This window comes from Stenotrophomonas sp. 22385 (assembly GCF_052045085.1).
GTDB lineage: Bacteria > Pseudomonadota > Gammaproteobacteria > Xanthomonadales > Xanthomonadaceae > Stenotrophomonas.
Genome location: NZ_JBQEOG010000007.1, coordinates 228,449 through 244,467, shown reverse-complemented (window position 1 = coordinate 244,467; position 16,019 = coordinate 228,449). Strand labels below are relative to the sequence as shown.

General features: G+C 59.3%; 13 protein-coding genes and 1 pseudogene. 10 read left to right on the top strand and 4 right to left on the bottom strand.

Annotation, left to right across the window (positions count from 1 at the left end; all coding sequences use genetic code 11):
- Positions 1 to 838 precede the first annotated feature (838 nt).
- From ACTJI4_RS14350 to ACTJI4_RS14340, 3 genes are read left to right on the top strand one after another with little or no spacing between them, the layout of a single operon-like run.
- On the top strand, positions 839 to 2,026 hold the full coding sequence (locus ACTJI4_RS14350; RefSeq protein ID WP_440869756.1) for a tyrosine-type recombinase/integrase: 1,188 nt from the start codon (positions 839 to 841) through the stop codon (positions 2,024 to 2,026).
- Positions 2,023 to 3,669 carry a hypothetical protein gene (locus ACTJI4_RS14345; RefSeq protein WP_440869725.1) on the top strand — a complete coding sequence of 549 codons (1,647 nt, stop codon included), beginning with the start codon at positions 2,023 to 2,025 and terminating at the stop codon, positions 3,667 to 3,669. The genes ACTJI4_RS14350 and ACTJI4_RS14345 overlap by 4 nt, the downstream gene beginning before the upstream one ends.
- The gene (locus ACTJI4_RS14340) at positions 3,650 to 6,088 is read left to right on the top strand and encodes a hypothetical protein (RefSeq protein ID WP_440869724.1); all 2,439 of its coding nucleotides are present in this window, start codon (positions 3,650 to 3,652) and stop codon (positions 6,086 to 6,088) included. The genes ACTJI4_RS14345 and ACTJI4_RS14340 overlap by 20 nt, the downstream gene beginning before the upstream one ends.
- Before the next feature lie 492 nt (positions 6,089 to 6,580).
- Here ACTJI4_RS14340 and ACTJI4_RS14335 read toward each other — a convergent pair whose 3' ends face one another.
- From ACTJI4_RS14335 to ACTJI4_RS14325, 3 genes are all read right to left on the bottom strand, one after another.
- Complete coding sequence (locus ACTJI4_RS14335; protein ID WP_440869723.1) at positions 6,581 to 7,354, bottom strand: hypothetical protein; 774 nt, start codon at positions 7,352 to 7,354, stop codon at positions 6,581 to 6,583.
- 798 nt (positions 7,355 to 8,152) lie between these two features.
- Positions 8,153 to 8,587 carry an NIF family HAD-type phosphatase gene (locus tag ACTJI4_RS14330; protein ID WP_440869722.1) on the bottom strand — a complete coding sequence of 145 codons (435 nt, stop codon included), beginning with the start codon at positions 8,585 to 8,587 and terminating at the stop codon, positions 8,153 to 8,155.
- Between the two features lie 210 nt (positions 8,588 to 8,797).
- A complete protein-coding gene (locus ACTJI4_RS14325; protein ID WP_440869721.1) occupies positions 8,798 to 9,247 on the bottom strand; it encodes a cyclin-dependent kinase inhibitor 3 family protein in 450 nt (149 codons plus the stop codon).
- 632 nt (positions 9,248 to 9,879) lie between these two features.
- Here ACTJI4_RS14325 and ACTJI4_RS14320 point away from each other — a divergent pair.
- The 7 genes and pseudogenes from ACTJI4_RS14320 (at position 9,880) to ACTJI4_RS14290 (ending at position 15,219) form a co-directional block, all read left to right on the top strand.
- The gene (locus tag ACTJI4_RS14320) at positions 9,880 to 10,104 is read left to right on the top strand and encodes a helix-turn-helix domain-containing protein (protein WP_440869720.1); all 225 of its coding nucleotides are present in this window, start codon (positions 9,880 to 9,882) and stop codon (positions 10,102 to 10,104) included.
- Positions 10,105 to 10,171: 67 nt separating this feature from the next.
- A pseudogene (locus ACTJI4_RS14315) lies at positions 10,172 to 10,354 on the top strand (JAB domain-containing protein); the annotation flags it as partial.
- Positions 10,355 to 10,505: 151 nt separating this feature from the next.
- Positions 10,506 to 12,194 (top strand): arginine--tRNA ligase, encoded by a 1,689-nt coding sequence (gene argS / locus ACTJI4_RS14310; RefSeq protein ID WP_392924337.1) that lies wholly within the window; start codon positions 10,506 to 10,508, stop codon positions 12,192 to 12,194.
- 18 nt (positions 12,195 to 12,212) lie between these two features.
- Entirely contained in the window at positions 12,213 to 13,076 is an 864-nt protein-coding gene (locus tag ACTJI4_RS14305) for an SPOR domain-containing protein (RefSeq protein ID WP_440869719.1), read from the top strand.
- A gap of 159 nt (positions 13,077 to 13,235) precedes the next feature.
- Positions 13,236 to 14,132, top strand: a complete 897-nt coding sequence (locus ACTJI4_RS14300) for a hypothetical protein (protein WP_392924342.1) — start codon at positions 13,236 to 13,238, stop codon at positions 14,130 to 14,132.
- Between the two features lie 149 nt (positions 14,133 to 14,281).
- Complete coding sequence (locus ACTJI4_RS14295; protein ID WP_440869718.1) at positions 14,282 to 14,827, top strand: hypothetical protein; 546 nt, start codon at positions 14,282 to 14,284, stop codon at positions 14,825 to 14,827.
- Between the two features lie 35 nt (positions 14,828 to 14,862).
- Positions 14,863 to 15,219: a VOC family protein gene (locus ACTJI4_RS14290; protein WP_392924348.1), complete on the top strand. Its 357-nt coding sequence runs from the start codon at positions 14,863 to 14,865 to the stop codon at positions 15,217 to 15,219.
- Here the strand turns inward: ACTJI4_RS14290 and ACTJI4_RS14285 are convergent, their stop codons facing one another.
- A complete protein-coding gene (locus ACTJI4_RS14285; RefSeq protein WP_440869717.1) occupies positions 15,220 to 15,969 on the bottom strand; it encodes an SDR family NAD(P)-dependent oxidoreductase in 750 nt (249 codons plus the stop codon). It lies immediately after the preceding gene.
- Positions 15,970 to 16,019 lie beyond the last annotated feature (50 nt).

Here is a 16,019-nt window from a genome sequence, read left to right as displayed (position 1 = left end):
CACGTGCGCGATCTCCCTGAGCGCCAGTCCTACCCTTTGACCATTGCAACCAGAGGTTTTCTGCTCTCCGGCAACCATAGGTGCAGCAAAAGTGAAAACCTATGGTTGCGCGTCTATGAGTGCGTTCAAGCGTCCAAACAGTCGCACCTTCCGCATGCGATTCGGTAACGCCCCCCCCCGCCTTCGAGCGACATAGCTGCTCTGTGCTGATCGTTGGCTTGGTACAGAGGGAGGCATAGGAAGCGCAAAGCTCCAGTAAACCGTCAGCGCTATGAATCATGGGTCGCCGGGGCGGTGTCGGCCATTTGCTCACGGACCTAACGGTCCCCATTTGGCTACAGCTTCATCAGGCTCTTAGGCCCAGTTCTCACGCTCGACGGGTATGGCTGAGAGGCGTTCAAGCAAATCGGTGGCCGTGTTGGACAAAGGCATTAGCGGAGGACCTGCCCAGGCACCCGTATCAAGCTCGACGACGACGTCAATTCCCAAGGCGGATTGGAGCAAGCGACGCACTCCGAGAACCTCCTGCTCTCCTCCGTGCGCGCGGCAGGACGGGCTCACTGTGCATTTCCTGCGTGGCTTCTTCTGATAACACACGGAGGCAGCTTGAACGCCCGTACAGAACCCCTGCCTGAGTGCGCAAAATCACAGAGGCGCTGCGCTGCAATGCAGCATGAATGTTAAATGAAAATTTATCTGAGCATGCAAGCTATTGATGTGCATGGGAGCGCGCGTGAAATGTTTCATCTGAAACGTACCAGCAGGCTCACGATCTAGCGATCGGAAAAACGAATTGCTAGGGTTCACCCCGATTTCGGTCCTGGCGACTTTTGCGGGAATGCACCTTTGCGCTCAGCGAAATGAAGTACCAACACTTCTGCTCATAAAGCAGAGGTCCGGGATCCGTCCGTACCTACTTCAATGGGGAGTTCCCGCTGTACTAGCAAATCTATGGATCGGATCGCTCAGTGAGAAAGACAACACCAGGGATGCGTTCGCGCGCGACGTCCGCATCCTCTACCACTACTTCTCCAGCGTGGAGACGGACCTAGAGTCTCGCCTGGTCAGTCTGAAAGGAATAACCAAGAACGAGGTCGTCGGGGCTGCGCAGCTACTGTGCGTGAGAGATGGGAAAAGCTTGGCGAGAGCTACTTGCACACGGAGGCTTGAAGCCATCCGGTCGTATCTACGCTCAGTCCAAGACCATGTTCTGTCCACCCAAGACCTATCCAAGGATGAGCTTCATGGTGTCAGCGTCTACTTCAGCGCAGTGGAGAGGAAGTTTGCGAGCGCATTTAAGAAGCATATCAACCGTGGCGCGTGCTCTGTCCACTCGAGGGTCCTATCCGAAGAAGAGATCGAGCTGATCCACCTTATCATGCATCCGGAGTCCGAACTCAATCCATTCGTAAGCTACCCCATAAGAGCACGCAACTATTGCATCTTGAGGGTCGCCTGTGAAGCCGCCCTGCGGCGGTCAGAGCTCGTACTACTGGAAACGATGGACGTGAACCTATCCGGAAGTCCGACCATCTCCGTCAAGCGTCCGACACCCAGGGTCATCGGACAGCGCCGCGACAGGTCAGCCCTGAAGACGCAAACCAAGACCCTTCCATTGAGTTCAGAATTGGCCAACCTATTGGCAACATACTTGGATGGTTGCCGGCCGGAACTAATCGGCAAGGGGACGGTAAGTACTGCGCTATTCCCAAGCACTGCCGACGGAAAGCGTCTGTCCGGATCCTCAATAAACCGGCTCTTCTCCAAAGTCACATCCGTGATTGGAGCGGAGGCAGCACTTCGTTTGCATCCGCACGGACTTCGTGCCACCTCGACCACCATGCAACGGAAGCGTCTGCAGACGATAACGGAACTATCTGACTCTGATCTTCTGCTAGCGCTCTCCTATCACGGAGGTTGGGCACCGGGTAGCCAGTCTGTTCAGCTCTACACGCGACTTGCCATTCAGGAGAAGGTAGAGCAGCTTCTTGGGTTTCGCTCAAAACCTGCGGAAGGCGCGAAGTGAAGCGCGCACTCCCACCAGCACAGTTGCGCCTGGTGGCTGCAAAGGCGCTTGGGGAAGATGTTGACGAATTTGACTATAGGATCGCTTCCCCAAGCGGGCAAAGCATTGAAGTGGTTACGCCAGAGGGGCAATGGCCGACAGCACTGTTCATCGAACCTATTGGCTCTGGCACGCAGAAAATTCCATGGGCTGGCCAGATCCACAGCAATCCGCTACTTGAGTGGATCGTCAGAAGCTGGCTGATCGATCGACTCCAGGCGGCGCTGCACGTCCGACCAATTCAGTTGCTCCTACGCAGGATCTCTGACGTGCAAGTATCAGCGATTGACGCGCAGTCTGTTGAGCGGGCGCTGTCTGCATGGATTGACGAGATCGCGATTGCGGATGCGGCTGAGAATCGGGACGAAGTTCCCATGGTCGGCGTCCTGCTCTACCAGTGGGCGCTAGAGATTCAGGCTGTACCCGGGTTCAGCGACTGGACGTTGCATAGGCTTCGGGCGCTGGCTTGGACTGGGAGAAGGAAGAGATATGGACAATTAGCGACACTCCGAGATCCCGTTGGCGGCCCGTACACGCGCCCTGAGTTGGCGAGAATCGAAGCCGCAATCAGCTCCTCTCCCGCAGTCAGCAATCGACAGCGCGCCGCGTTCTATCTGTGCCGGGACTGGGGGCTTAGGCCAGTACAGCTGGCCCTCATGCGCGCTAGTGACTTTGGCGAGGATAGCTTCGGTCCCTTTGTCGATGTACCGAGTGTGAAAGGCCAGCGATCCAAGCTGCGCCGTGCAGATGGGAACTTGGTTAGACGACACATTTCAAACCAAGCGGCGGAAGCCGTTCGCATGCAAGTGGCTGAGGCTGAGTCACAGGTATCCATACTCCGCGAAAAAGTAGAGGGGTGCCTCAACGAGCTTGGAATAGAAAGATGCCCAGCGCCATTGCCATTGTTCCCACGACGCGAGAGGCCGGACGCCGGACTTATGCGGTTCTGCGAAGATTCGGCACTCTATCCGTACACCCTACATGCCACCGGCGGAATGATATGCAGAGAAATTGGAGACATCGGTAAAGCCCTGGCGCTTGTGCAGGACGAAGAACTTGCAGGTCTAACCGGAGATTCATTCGTTACGATTCTTGCGTATCGACTCAGGCGGACCAAGGGCACATCGATGGTCCTCATGGGCTGTTCGCGTGAAGAGGTCGCCGAAGCTTTGGACCACGCAACGCCTTGGTCCGTGGAACATTACTTTCGGTACAGCACCGAAACGCACGATCTAATCAACGCAACGGCAGCGTCAAGCCAAGAGATCGTCCAAGCGGCCAACATGTGGGAAGGCCGGTTCTTTCAAGATGCACTTGCGGAAACTAGTGATCGACCTGTCGGCGGGCTGGGGCGTTGCACGCTTAAGGCTCCTTGTCCGAAGCACCCACGCATCAGCTGCTATGCGTGCCATCGATTCCGTCCAGATAGGAATGCGGACCACTCAGCAGCACTCAAAGAGATTGTGGCGTACGACGAATTGATGCGGCAGCAAAGTACCGGGCCTGTACGGAATCAGCTCTCTCTGGAAGTTCTGGGAGCCATGAGCTTGGTACAGCATCTCTGCCGCGAAGACGGAGGCGGGAATGACCAAGGACCTCAGTGAATCCGCAGCACGGGTACTCAACGCTGTCGAAAGCGAGAGCCGTGGGCGATTCAGGGCGCTTGTAGACTCCGGTCTGATTAGCGGTGCCTACGATGACCCAGCTTGGACCTACCGGGGGTCCTCAGTACTGTTCTGTGAAGCAGGCGGCAAACACTCTGGCTCGGCCAGGCAGCCGGAACTTGATTCGCTCTCAGGAAGAATCGCGCGGGCTATGGTCGTTGATCAGATCTCCTCAGGGCGAAGACCGTCCACTGCATTGGTCAGAGGTAGGGCTATCACATTCAGCCTGCTAGCAGCGATTGTGAATGAAGAGCCTGTCTCTTGGTGTGGACTCACGCGGGCTACGTTCACCCGGCTCCTAGCAAGAATCAAGGCCGACCCAGGCATGAGCGAAGCAACGGTCTACAACCGTGCGGGTTCGCTACAAGCAATAGTTGAATACTTGAACAGGCTACAGGTACGGATAGACGGGAAGGAGTTCCGTTTCCTTACCAAAGTCATCATCTGGAGTCATAACGTTGAGAATCCAATTAGAAAAATTGAGGACCCGGAGTCGGCGGAGTTCAGTAGACACTCCCGATCAAAGCACAGGCCAGACATCGCCATAGCCTTGGCTCGCGCTCGAAACGCCATCGTCTCTACCCCTACGATTGAGCCTGCGCCTGGATACGACCGCATCAGGCTAGAGGCACTTGCTCCAGCATTAGCAGTGGGTGCTCGGATAGGAGAATGCACATCACTCTCGGTACGTTGCATTGACAGAAGAGTTGGCGCGGGCTACACGCTTCTTCGGCAGACTGTAGAGAAGTCAAACGACGCGGCGTCGGTCCCAGTTCCAGAGGTGTGGGAAAAGGCGTTGGTGGAATCCGTTAGCTACTTGTTGGATGCCTGCGCGGAAGCCAGGGCTAGAGCGCGTCTCATTGAGGAGGAAGGGTTCGCCTTCCTTCGCGATAGCTTGGATGCGCTACGCAAATTACAGGGTCTATCGCCCGCACGACTCGCCCAGACAAAGCTGTCTGGCTGCGAAGATATCTACTTTATCGATGAATTTTGCGCCTGTTTTGACGTGAGCGAAAAGACGTTCAATGCTGATGGTCGGTACAAAGAATGCCTGATAGCTCTCCCAAAGCCGACTGCATCAGTGGTCGTACAGTGGCTGGATGATCGCTTCTCCTATTGGGACTGGGGCTTATTTACCCACACGGTGAAGGGGAACATATCCAACGGCCTCTCTGTCGATGGGCTAGTTAAAGGAAGCGGCGCGGACCGCGCATCCGTTAAAAGGATGAGCTGGTTCATCACCGATCTGCGCGTTCTTCTGCGCGATATGAGTGTAGAAGGCGCTTTTAGTGCGGCACCTTCAGAGATTCTTGTCGAGCGCTTCCGCCTGCGATGGATGAAAATTCGGAAGGCTGCGCTTTCTAACCGGGGAGGCGCACATGCAACAGGAGTGGTACTCAGTAGGCTTGAAAGCGCACTTCGGGAGAGGTATGCGAAGCTTCTGTCGCAGCACTTCTCTGAGAACTTCTCGGCCCACGGAAGTCACTCTGGCGGAGGCTTCATCGCAACGTCTCCCCCTGCTGGCGTCCCCCGGCGACTGAGTGACCACCTTATCGTAGTGTGGGACACGCAAACATCGCTTGGAAATAGAAAGGGTTTCCTGCCATCTCCGCTGCGCAGGCCGGACATCTACAGGTACCTTAGCGACAGCTCGATTCAGAAGAGCATCTTTCGGAGAGCGAACATTCGCGATGATGATGGAAAAGTTGTGGCATTTAGTCCCCATATGATTCGACATTGGGTAACCGATGCAATGCTACGGGCCGGCGCGAATGAGCTAGTGGTAGATGCTTGGATGAATCGAGCGCCGCGGCAAGGCAGGCAATACGACCATCGAACCGCGAAGGAACGCGCTGAGCAACGTCGGTGGATGTACCTTGATAAAGGATCCGAACCTAACGACTTCCTCGGCAGGAGAGTAAGGGAGCTCCGCTCATCGAACGTTAGCGAGGAAGATATCCAGTCCATCGTCGACAACAAATTGTCGATCCTGCATATCACGCCCTACGGCACCTGCTCACGCGAACTGTATACCTCCCCTTGCGATAGAACCCTTGTTTGCATTCGAGGCTTTGGAACGAACGGCGCCTGTAAATCATTCCAGGTCGATACAACCGATCAAGACGCGAGACGGAACATTGAACAATTGCGCGCCAGCCATCAACGGATGCTGGGAGTATTGATGCCGAACTATCACACGCTAGGCGCGCGTCTCGAAGCTGAGCTTGATCACAGCGAGCCACTGGATCAGCACGTCGAGTTCCTCTTGGACGTCGTGCGCTCATGTGAGCGGGTTCTAAAGCACTATTGTGATGCACAACCGCAGGATAGGAAGAGCATTGACATGAAGGTGATATAGGACATGCAGAAGCGTGCTTTACCTCGCTGGAGGGCGAGAGCACTCGTTGTCGTTGAGGAGATGGAAAGGGGAGTCGGACCCGAACGGGGCCTGAGTCAGCTTGCCAATCTCATCGGAGTAAGTCGGCAGACCCTGTGGCGGGATGAGGAGCTATCCGCACGGATAAGAATCGCCATCGCTAAACGAAAGTCAGGGCGGGTCCAGCCGAAGCGTAGGGGGCGTTCGGAACAAACAACAGTCCTCCTCTTGGAAGTGCAGCAATTGCGCGAGCACGTAGAACACCTTGTAGCGGCCATCGTATCGGCGTGTGAGCGCCTTCAAAGCGACGGGATTGACCCTAAGCACTATTTCACGGAACCGACGCCTCCTAAAGTCGCCTCCCCTAGATCGAGCAAGCGGTAGCGGAGAGTGCTGCCTTCCCTCCGTCAGCCCAACTTCAGTTTCGGTGTCGCCAAAGGAATCGGTGCTTGGAACGCGCGTCCTTAGAGAGGCCTATCGCTTTTTCCGTGAGGTTCTTGCCAACCTTCGCTTGTCCGCAGCCGACTTAGCGATAGCTATGTTGAGATCGCGTTGGAACCTCTTTGCCATCTGAGCGGTCTGCTCGTAGAACGCCGGTGCTCCTCTGCCTCGTACCTTTTTGAGAAGGGCCATGATCGTCGGGGAGATTCCAAGACGACGATGCAGCATGAAGTACTTCGTCTGCTTGGATCCAACGTAGGACGCGAACCCGGCGAAGAGAATGCAGAGCTGAAGCCAGAGTGACGCAGAAGCAGAGAATTCGTTGGAGAGGATTTCGATCAGCACCCAGCAGGATGCGACGAGTAGTCCAGCGGGAAGCGCCATCAAGACTAGCCTCCGAGGGAGATTCATATTCAATATGCCCGACGGATCCTTGGCTCGAGCCAGTGAATCCAGTGCGCAGATGAACATCGGGAGACCCAAGCACGCGACGTCGATACTTGACAGAGAGTAACTGGTCCTCGCAAGAGAGAAGATCACAAGCAGGACCACAGCTAGCGCCAGCACGGACAGGAGGTCGGAATGGAGTTCTGCATAGAATTTTCTTAGGAATTCATTATTCTTTCGGTAATGCGAATTGAGGAGGTCGATCACGTAGATCATCGAAACCCCCCAGAAGACGTCGACTAAGCCAATGAAGGGCACTGCAACTGCAAGCGGCCATCCCTTTTGAAGCAAATACGGCGTCAGGGCTACCAATCCCCAAAGTAGCGATCCCACCACCGTCAGCATAAAAACTATGTGCATAGTGCGCTCTATTGACTCTGTAGGAACGCTATCGGCGGACCACATCGAATCTTTATTATGCCAGTTCGGCTCTAACGGCTTAGCGCCTGACACTGCCAGCGTTTGATAGTCGAACCTCGCAGATGTGCGATTGGGCGAAGGCGGAATCCCGTAGCCTCATGCAGAAGTACTGCATGAAGCCCATTGGCACCTACAGAACCTGACACTATCTCCCCTGTAGAACAAAGAGCGGAAAATATCTCCCCCGTTGTTGGGGACATCCATTTTGCAAAGTGCGGACGCACCGTTTGGATCTAGGCTGTTGGCGATGTAGATGACCACAAAGCGCCAACACTAACGTCAGATTGTCGTGATGCGGACTGCCCCGTCAACGAAGAGGATCGGCCGAACGACATTCAAATGTTTACTATTGGCTTCATCAACGAGAGTTAAGAATAGACGTGACTGGCGAGCAGTCGTCTAACCACGTTATTCGTCCACATTGTCGGTGGGCGTCTTGCGCACTAGATTCTCGGTCGATAGACCGCCACGTACAGAATTGGCCAAGGCTGTAGATACACTCACTTTTATGTCGGGAAGTGCCTTGGTTATGTGGGCGTAGCCCCACCAGGTGCCGGCTACAGCACGAGGCATCAGTGCTTATTACGCAGAGTGATCGTCCAACGCGGTTCTTTGACAGGGGGCGCAATGTTGCCAGCTTCACCATGCTTCGTCTTATAGGCTGTAGATTGATCGTCTTGCCACATCAAGCTTTAAGCTCTGTCAGTTGGTCACTGGGCCCCATGGGTGCGCCAATCACTAGCTGACCCTTTCGATTCGTAGAAGTAGCTCTTCGAGGGCGCGATCGAGGCCATCATCCTCGGCAGGATAGGGTGACGCAAAGAGCGGGAGTTTGACCCAAAGATGCTCTTGCCCAGTGTGCACGTACGCGCCATGATCATCCAGCAGGAGCGCATCACCAAGCGTGGGCGAGACAAAGCGAAGATCTTTTGTCGCCCCATGCCAGTTGGTATAGGCAAGTGCTGGGAACCAAGTGGGTGCGGCTCCCTCGCGAACAAGAAGCCTTGCTATAGATTGGAAGCGATCCCTTGGCACAGTCGTAAACATTACAAGCTGATCAAATAGCGCCGCTACTTCCACGAGGAATCGATGGAGACCGGGGCGTGGGAATTGGCTGATGGCATTTGAGATGAGTGTCCCTTCCAAGTCCAGCGCCAGGATGGTGGGCTTCATTGTTTCCTCGTCATTTCATTTTTCATGTCTTCGTGGAGCGGCGGAGGTGTTCTTGAGTCGCGGCAGGGCTTAGTTGCGCAGCTGTTGAGTGTGAGCCCCATGAAGACTGGTAGATCAACGGCTGGGGCCTCATCGGCAACTAGTCGCTACGGCGCAGGTCTTCGACCGTGAGGATCCGGCTGCGTAGAAATGCGTCGCGGGTGCAATGTGCTAGCCGATAACACGACTTGCCCAAGCTCGAATGAACGCCTCCTGCTCCGGGGTCTCTATAGCACCAGGACGCGCCATGCGGACTTTGATCATTGCGTCTTCACTATCGGTGGCAGCGCCGCTTTGCAGCAGTAACATGGAGGCCACTGTACCGGCTCGGCCGAGTCCGCCTTTGCAATGCACCACAATCTTTGCCCCTTCGAGGAGCTCCCTTGAGAACATCGGCCCAAGAGCAGTCCATGGGTCGAGCAGGCGCCTGTCTGGTGCCGCCCCATCTTTGATCGGCAGGCCATGCCAAGCTAGGCCGTGGTGCGAGGCGCGCTCCGCAAGTGATGTGATACGCAGCTCATGGAACTCCGAAGGCTCTAAAAGGGAAACTAGGCGTCGAGCACCCCAGATACGAATTGCGCTGAGATCAACGTCTAGATCCCGAGCCCACGCGCCGGTCATTGCGGTCTCTTGATACTTGCCGGGAGCGAAGGTAACGCCAATTGCGCCTCCTTGCGTTCCGACGCAGATGGTCCCTATGCGTAGTGGATCTGTATGACTTGTCTTCAACGTAGCGCTCCAAGGCTGGCATCTATGCACGATGATCGGGGGCGGCACCGAGGCTTCGGCGGGTGGATAGCCACGATAGCCACGGAGGAAAGGGGCTAGCGCCCCTCCCTGCCTTGCTGCGCGCGCAGCTCTAGCCTCGCGTCCGAGAGGAATTTGTGCATGGAAATCCGTGAATAGAGCGCTGGTGTTGGGATTTCACAGCTGAGTTGCTTGCAAAGCGATCTCGCAAACGCTAGCTGTGCCTTAGAGGGTGGCTTTAGATCCCAATCCGTCAGGTCCGGAATGATCTTCGCAACCTCTTCTCCAAGGCGAATCTGGAAACCTCGCCTGTCCCCCTGTTCCTGGACGCGGGCAAGCTGGCTGGCGATCTGCGAGCTACTGTCTCGAGGCAACGGGATTTGAATGGTGAGGTTTAGGTCGGTGCAAACGAGGTACAGATCCATGCATGGGGCCAAGTGATACATATATGTAGACTACATTTAAGGGCGTAGTGTTAAAAGTGTCTGCCTCCTACTTTTCGCGAGATGGAGAAAGACATAGTCGTAGAGGCCTTGGCTCGCGTTATCCGCTCAAGGCGTGTTGAGCTTGGCTACAGCCAGGATTCATTCGCCGATCACATCGGAATGCATAGGTCGTACTACGCAGCGTTAGAGCGCGGCCAGCGCAACATGACCTTGGCCACGCTGGGACGCGTTAGTCGTGGCCTGGATTCGACTCTGGCGCAACTGTTCCAAGATGCGGGGATCTAGCTTAGCTATCTGTTTGAATTTCAAGGAAATAGGATGCAACGTTTTACGACGCATACGACATAACAGCCACAACCACCCGTCCGGCCGGGCCGAGCCCTCGCCCTCCGACCGGGAGATCACCTACCACCTCTTCGAAGCCCTGGCGCTGGTCGGGGTCCGGCTGGTGGACCATGTCGTGGTCGGCGACGGCCCGCCGGTCTCCATGGCCGAACGGGGCTGGCTCAAGCGCGACCCCTTCGCCCGCACCTGAACGGCCCGGTCAGCCCATTCCTCCTGCCCCAAGGCCTCCCACCCCGCCCCACGCCCGGCTTCCCACCCCCGCTGTGCCCCGGTTCAATGGATCGGGGCGGCTTCTGGGCTAAAATTGCCGATTCCGCCGCTCCAGTCTCAAAGCAGGCCCTGTGAAAAATCTCCTCCGCGCCCTGATCAGCCAAGGCATCGAAGCCTTGCGCGCCAACGGCACTCTGCCGGCCGATACCCTGACCCCGGAATTCGTGGTGGAACGCCCGAAGACCCGTGAACACGGTGATTTCGCCACCAATGCCGCCATGCTGCTGGCCAAGCCGGCGCGCAGCAACCCGCGCGCCCTGGCGCAGGCGCTGCTGGATGCGCTGCCCAAGAGCGACGATGTGCTGCGCGTTGAAATCGCCGGCCCGGGCTTCATCAATTTTCACCTGGCCCCCAGCGCGTACCAGCGTGAAGCGGCCAGCGTGCTCAAGGAAGGCGCCGATTACGGTCGCAACCTGAGCGGTAACGGCCGTACCGTGGGCGTGGAGTACGTGTCGGCCAACCCGACCGGCCCGCTGCACGTGGGCCACGGCCGCGCCGCCGCCATCGGCGACTGCCTGGCCCGCCTGCTGGATGTGAACGGCTGGAACGCCAAGCGCGAGTTCTATTACAACGACGCCGGCGTGCAGATCGAGAACCTGGCCCTGTCCACCCAGGCGCGCGCCAAGGGCATCAAGCCCGACGACGCCGGCTGGCCGGAAGGCGGCTACCGCGGTGACTACATCGAAGACGTGGCCAAGGCCTACCTGGCCGGTGCCACCGTGGAGCTGGAAGGCCATTCGGTGGTGGGCGAGCGCGACCCGGACAACCTGGACGCGATCCGCCGCTTCGCCGTGGCCTACCTGCGCAACGAGCAGAACCAGGACCTGGCCGCGTTCGGGGTGGATTTCGACATCTACTTCCTGGAGAGCTCGCTCTACAAGGATGGCAAGGTCGAAGAGACCGTGGCCCAGCTCAAGGCGGCCGGCCACACCTATGAGGAAGGCGGCGCGCTGTGGCTGCGCTCCACCGACTTCGGTGACGACAAGGACCGCGTGATGCGCAAGTCCGACGGCACCTACACCTACTTCCTGCCGGACGTGGCCTACCACCTTAGCAAGTGGCAGCGCGGCTATGAGCGCGCGATCACCGAGCTGGGCGCGGACCACCACGGTTCGCTGGCACGCGTGCGCGCCGGCCTGCAGGCGCTGGACGTGGGCATTCCCAAGGGCTGGCCGGAATACGTGCTGCACCAGATGGTGACGGTGATGCGCGGCGGCGAGGAAGTGAAGCTGTCCAAGCGTGCCGGCAGCTACCTGACCCTGCGCGACCTGATCGAGGAAGCCGGCCGCGATGCGACCCGCTGGTTCCTGATTGCGCGCAAGCCCGATTCGCAGCTGACCTTCGATATCGACCTGGCCCGCCAGCAAAGCAATGACAACCCGGTGTTCTACGTGCAGTATGCGCACGCCCGCGTGTGCAGCCTGCTGCGCCAGGCACAGGAGAAGGGTCTGTCGTACACCCCGGCCGAAGGCCTGACCGGGCTGGCGTCGCTGAACGACGAACCCTCGCTGTGGCTGATGGTGGAAATGTCGCGCTTCCCGGAAGTGGTGGAAGCGGCCGGCATTGCCCTGGAACCGCACCTGATCGCGCAGTACCTGCGTGAATTGGCGCACGCCTTCCACACGTGGTATCACGGCACGCAGGTGCTGGTGGCTGACGATGCCGAGCGCAATGCCAAGCTGACGCTGGCCTGCGCGGCACGCCAGGTGCTGGCCAATGGTCTGAACGTCCTGGGCGTTTCCGCCCCGGAAAAAATGTAAGCAGTGGAGAAGCAGTAAATGGCAGCACGACGCGGCAAGACCCAGGCGCGACGCAACACCAGCCAAGGCACGCCGGGATGGGTGTGGCTGGTGGCCGGTGTGGCGATTGCGGCCGTGGTGTTCCTGGCGGCACCGAACCTGTTCAAGAACGATGGGGACGGCTTCCTGCGGGTAGGCCCGCAGCCGGACCCGAACGCGCAGCCGGCCCCGGTCAGCGACGCGGACACCGACGTGGGCGCTGAACTGCCCACGCCGGGTGCGGCCACCAAGCCTGCCGAACCGGCCAAGCCGGCCGCCACGCAGTACGACTTCTACACCCTGCTTCCGGGCAAGGAAGTGGAAATGTCCGATGCGGAGCTGGCCGCCAGCGCGCGCGCCGAAGACCAGCGCCGGGCCAAGGCTGAAGCGCAGCGCGCGCAGGCCGCGCTGGAAGGCCGCCCGGTACCGGCAGCGGTGCCGGCGCCGACCACGGCAGCGGCGACTGCAGCTACCACCACCGCCGCACCGGCCCCGTTGCCGGCGCCGGTGGCTGAGCGCCCGGCAGCGACAGTTGCGGCACAGCCGAAGCCGGTTGCGGCGGCGGCCGCGCCCAAGCCGGAAGCCACGGCTGCGGCAGCTCCGGCCACTGCGGGCGCAGAGCCGGCGAACAACGTGCGTTACATCCTGCAGGCCGGCGCCTTCGGGGCGTCGGGCGATGCCGAAGCCACCAAGGCCAAGCTGGCCATGATCGGCCTGGCGGCACGGGTGGAATCGGCGCAGATCAACGGCAAGACCGTATACCGCGTGCGCATGGGCCCGTACGGCACCGCCGGTGAGCTGGCCGAAGCCAAGCAGAAGCTGGACGGCACCGGTTTGCAGGCGATGGCGATCAAGGCGCAGTAGGGCCGACTGTCAGTCGACAGCGAGTTACCCCGAAAGCCCCGCATCGCGGGGCTTTTTTTATGTCGCAGGGCCTCGCTCATTGATGGTTTAACCGGTTTAACCTAAGCTTCCTGCATCCCCTTCCGGGGACCGGCACTGCAGTGGTTATCGGAGAGCCTCATGCGTATCGCCCATGACGTTTCCTATCTGGAACTGAGCGAATCCAATGGCGAGTTGACCTCGAGGATCGGCATCAAGCCGATGAAGGAGCTCACCCTCAAACTCGAGCGCGCCACGCAACGCGCGCATGAGGAAGTCATTCGCGTCATCGACCTCCGGGGCGAGACAGCGCACGACCATCTCCAAAGTGCCCTTCTGACGGCCTTCACGTCTTTGCACTACACCAAACATACCAATCGCCCTCTTCCTCACGAGGGCGAGCCGACGTATCACTACGTTCTGCTGGGCACGGACAGTACGGCCAGACATATGCACGGGACGTCGATCAAGGATTCGCTGAAAGCACTAGGGGGCAGCGCCGCGGATGATCACTTGCTGATCGACTTCTCGGGCGTTGCAGAGGCCAGGCTGTTCGCGATTGAAGAGCTCTATCGGCGAGTGTACGGCCAGCCTTCCGGACCCGCGGAACCGCAGCCGCTCGAACAGCGCGCGGCCGCGCGCCGGATCAAGCTCGCCAGTCAATGGCCAACTGCAGCGGAGGTGAGCCGCAACTTGGGCTCGTCCGCCGGGAACGCTAGCCATCTGGCAACCAAGCACCGTCGTGCTGGCAAACTGCTCGGTGTCTATCTTCCTGTGCCGGGTGGCAGCTGGCGCTTTCCGCAATGGCAGTTCCAACGTGATGGGCAGCCCGTCATGCACCTGGAAGCGATCCTGAAGGTGCTGCACGAGCAAGGTCCCTTCCTCGATATCGATCGCCGCAGTACCGGCTGGGGCGAAGTAGAGTGGTTTCAGTCCGGCCACGTGTTGCTTGATGGACACACGCCCGCCGAGGTGCTGGCCACCCAACCCCATCGCGTGCTGGCCGCAGCCAAAGCCGAGTTCAGCGAGGAGCCCTGATGCCGGGTGGCACACCTTGGTTGACCGACGAACCGGTTTGGTTCGAGCCCCCTACCGGGGAGCTGTATCGGGTTCACCCGGGTGTGTTTGATGGAGCCACGCCTAATCCTGCAAGCAGGGCTCGCTTCGCGCTGCCCGGGACCCATGCCATGTTCTACGCGGCTGATTCGCTTGAAGGCGCACTATGGGAAGCACTGCTGCGTTACACGGCGATCGGACGCAGAGGGCAATGCGAGTTCCCTACCGCCAAGCTCAAGGGTCAGGTTGTATCGCGGGTTCGCCTCACGGCGGTCCACTCCAAGCTGCTGCCGCTCAGCCGCCCCGGCTTGCAGCACCTGTTTCCTGACGGAGACAGCCCGGCTGTGCAGGCGGTCAAGGTCCTGACCACCACACCTGATCACAGTTGCACGCATGTGGAGGCGGCTGAACTGCATGCCTGCCTGATGAACCTGACGCCGCCGATCAAGGACATGCCGATGCTGAGCTGGAAGTCCCGACAGTTCGAAGATTCGACGGTGTATCTGTCCTACCACCGGCACGGCGCTCCGTCTGGCTGGGAAAAGGTTGGCGCATCCCAGCCATTGGATACACCGGCGGGAATGGCGCTCATCCAGGCCGCCTTGGGCAGGCACAAGTTCGAGTGGACACCGCTCAATACACTTTCGCCCCGTGCCATCAATGACAGCGCAGTTTGATACGTTAGGCGCCTAACCCTCAGCACGGAGCAGGCATGGGCAGTTCAGACGGCAACAACCACCGCATCGACAACATCGAGTTCAACGTGTCCGACATCGCCCGCAGCAAGGCGTTCTATGGCGAGGTGTTCGGTTGGACCTTCACCGATTACGGCCCGGGCTACACCGAATTCAACGACGGCCGCCTGCGCGGTGGCTTCACCACCGATGGGCCGGTACGCGCTGGCGGCCCGCTGGTGATCCTGTACGCCGATGACCTGGAGGCTAGCCAAGCGCGGGTGGAAAAGGCCGGTGCAGCCATTTCCACGCCGGCCTTCGACTTCCCGGGCGGGCGCCGTTTCCATTTCCGCGACCCCGATGGGTACGAGCTCGCGGTATGGACGGCAGCCTGATCAGTCGCGCGCGACCTGGAAGCCGGCAAACGACTGGCTGACCGGCATCAGTTCAAGGCGGTTGATGTTCAGGTGTGCCGGCAGGCTGGCCACCCAGAAGATCTGCTCGGCGATGTCCTCGGCGGTCATCGGGTTGGCGCCGGTGTAAAGCGTGTCCGAGGCGGCCTGGTTGCCGTGGGTGCGCACCAGGGTGAATTCGGTTTCGGCCATGCCCGGTTCGATGGTGGTCACGCGCACGCCGGTGCCGTGCAGGTCCGAACGCAGGCCCAGCGAGAACTGGCTGACGAAGGCCTTGGTGCCGCCATACGCGTTGCCGCCCGGGTACGGGTACACGCCCGCCACCGAGCTTATGTTGATGATGGCGCCCTTGCGCGCCACCAGCTGCGGCAGCAGGCGATGGGTGAGCGTGACCAGCGCGGTGACGTTGGTGTCGATCATGGTGCGCCAGTCTTCCAGCGAGGCGCTCTGGGCCGGAGCGGTACCTTGGGCCAGGCCAGCGTTGTTGACCAGCAGGTCGATGTCGGCGAACGCGCCCGGCAACGCGGCCAGGGCCGCTTCCATGGCGGCGCTGTCGCGCACGTCGAATACGGCAGCATGCACGCGCTCGGGGCCGTATGCTTCAACCAGGGGCTGCAGCCGTTCGGCGCGGCGCCCGGTGGCGATGACCCGCCAGCCGGCCTGGACGAAACGATGGACGGCGGCGGCGCCAAAGCCGGACGTGGCGCCAGTGATCAGAGCGGTACGGGTCATCGGGGGTCTCCGTGGAATTCCCGACCATTTTCGCACCCTGCGCCGCGCTG

Coding starts and splice junctions, on each gene's coding strand:
- ACTJI4_RS14285 (WP_440869717.1), bottom strand. CDS start 15,969: ATGACCCGTACCGCTCTGATCACTGGCGCCACGTCCGGCTTTGGCGCC.
- ACTJI4_RS14325 (WP_440869721.1), bottom strand. CDS start 9,247: ATGACCGGCGCGTGGGCTCGGGATCTAGACGTTGATCTCAGCGCAATT.
- ACTJI4_RS14305 (WP_440869719.1), top strand. CDS start 12,213: ATGGCAGCACGACGCGGCAAGACCCAGGCGCGACGCAACACCAGCCAA.
- ACTJI4_RS14340 (WP_440869724.1), top strand. CDS start 3,650: ATGACCAAGGACCTCAGTGAATCCGCAGCACGGGTACTCAACGCTGTC.
- ACTJI4_RS14330 (WP_440869722.1), bottom strand. CDS start 8,587: ATGAAGCCCACCATCCTGGCGCTGGACTTGGAAGGGACACTCATCTCA.
- ACTJI4_RS14350 (WP_440869756.1), top strand. CDS start 839: ATGCACCTTTGCGCTCAGCGAAATGAAGTACCAACACTTCTGCTCATA.
- ACTJI4_RS14320 (WP_440869720.1), top strand. CDS start 9,880: ATGGAGAAAGACATAGTCGTAGAGGCCTTGGCTCGCGTTATCCGCTCA.
- ACTJI4_RS14295 (WP_440869718.1), top strand. CDS start 14,282: ATGTTCTACGCGGCTGATTCGCTTGAAGGCGCACTATGGGAAGCACTG.
- ACTJI4_RS14290 (WP_392924348.1), top strand. CDS start 14,863: ATGGGCAGTTCAGACGGCAACAACCACCGCATCGACAACATCGAGTTC.
- ACTJI4_RS14335 (WP_440869723.1), bottom strand. CDS start 7,354: ATGCACATAGTTTTTATGCTGACGGTGGTGGGATCGCTACTTTGGGGA.
- ACTJI4_RS14300 (WP_392924342.1), top strand. CDS start 13,236: ATGCGTATCGCCCATGACGTTTCCTATCTGGAACTGAGCGAATCCAAT.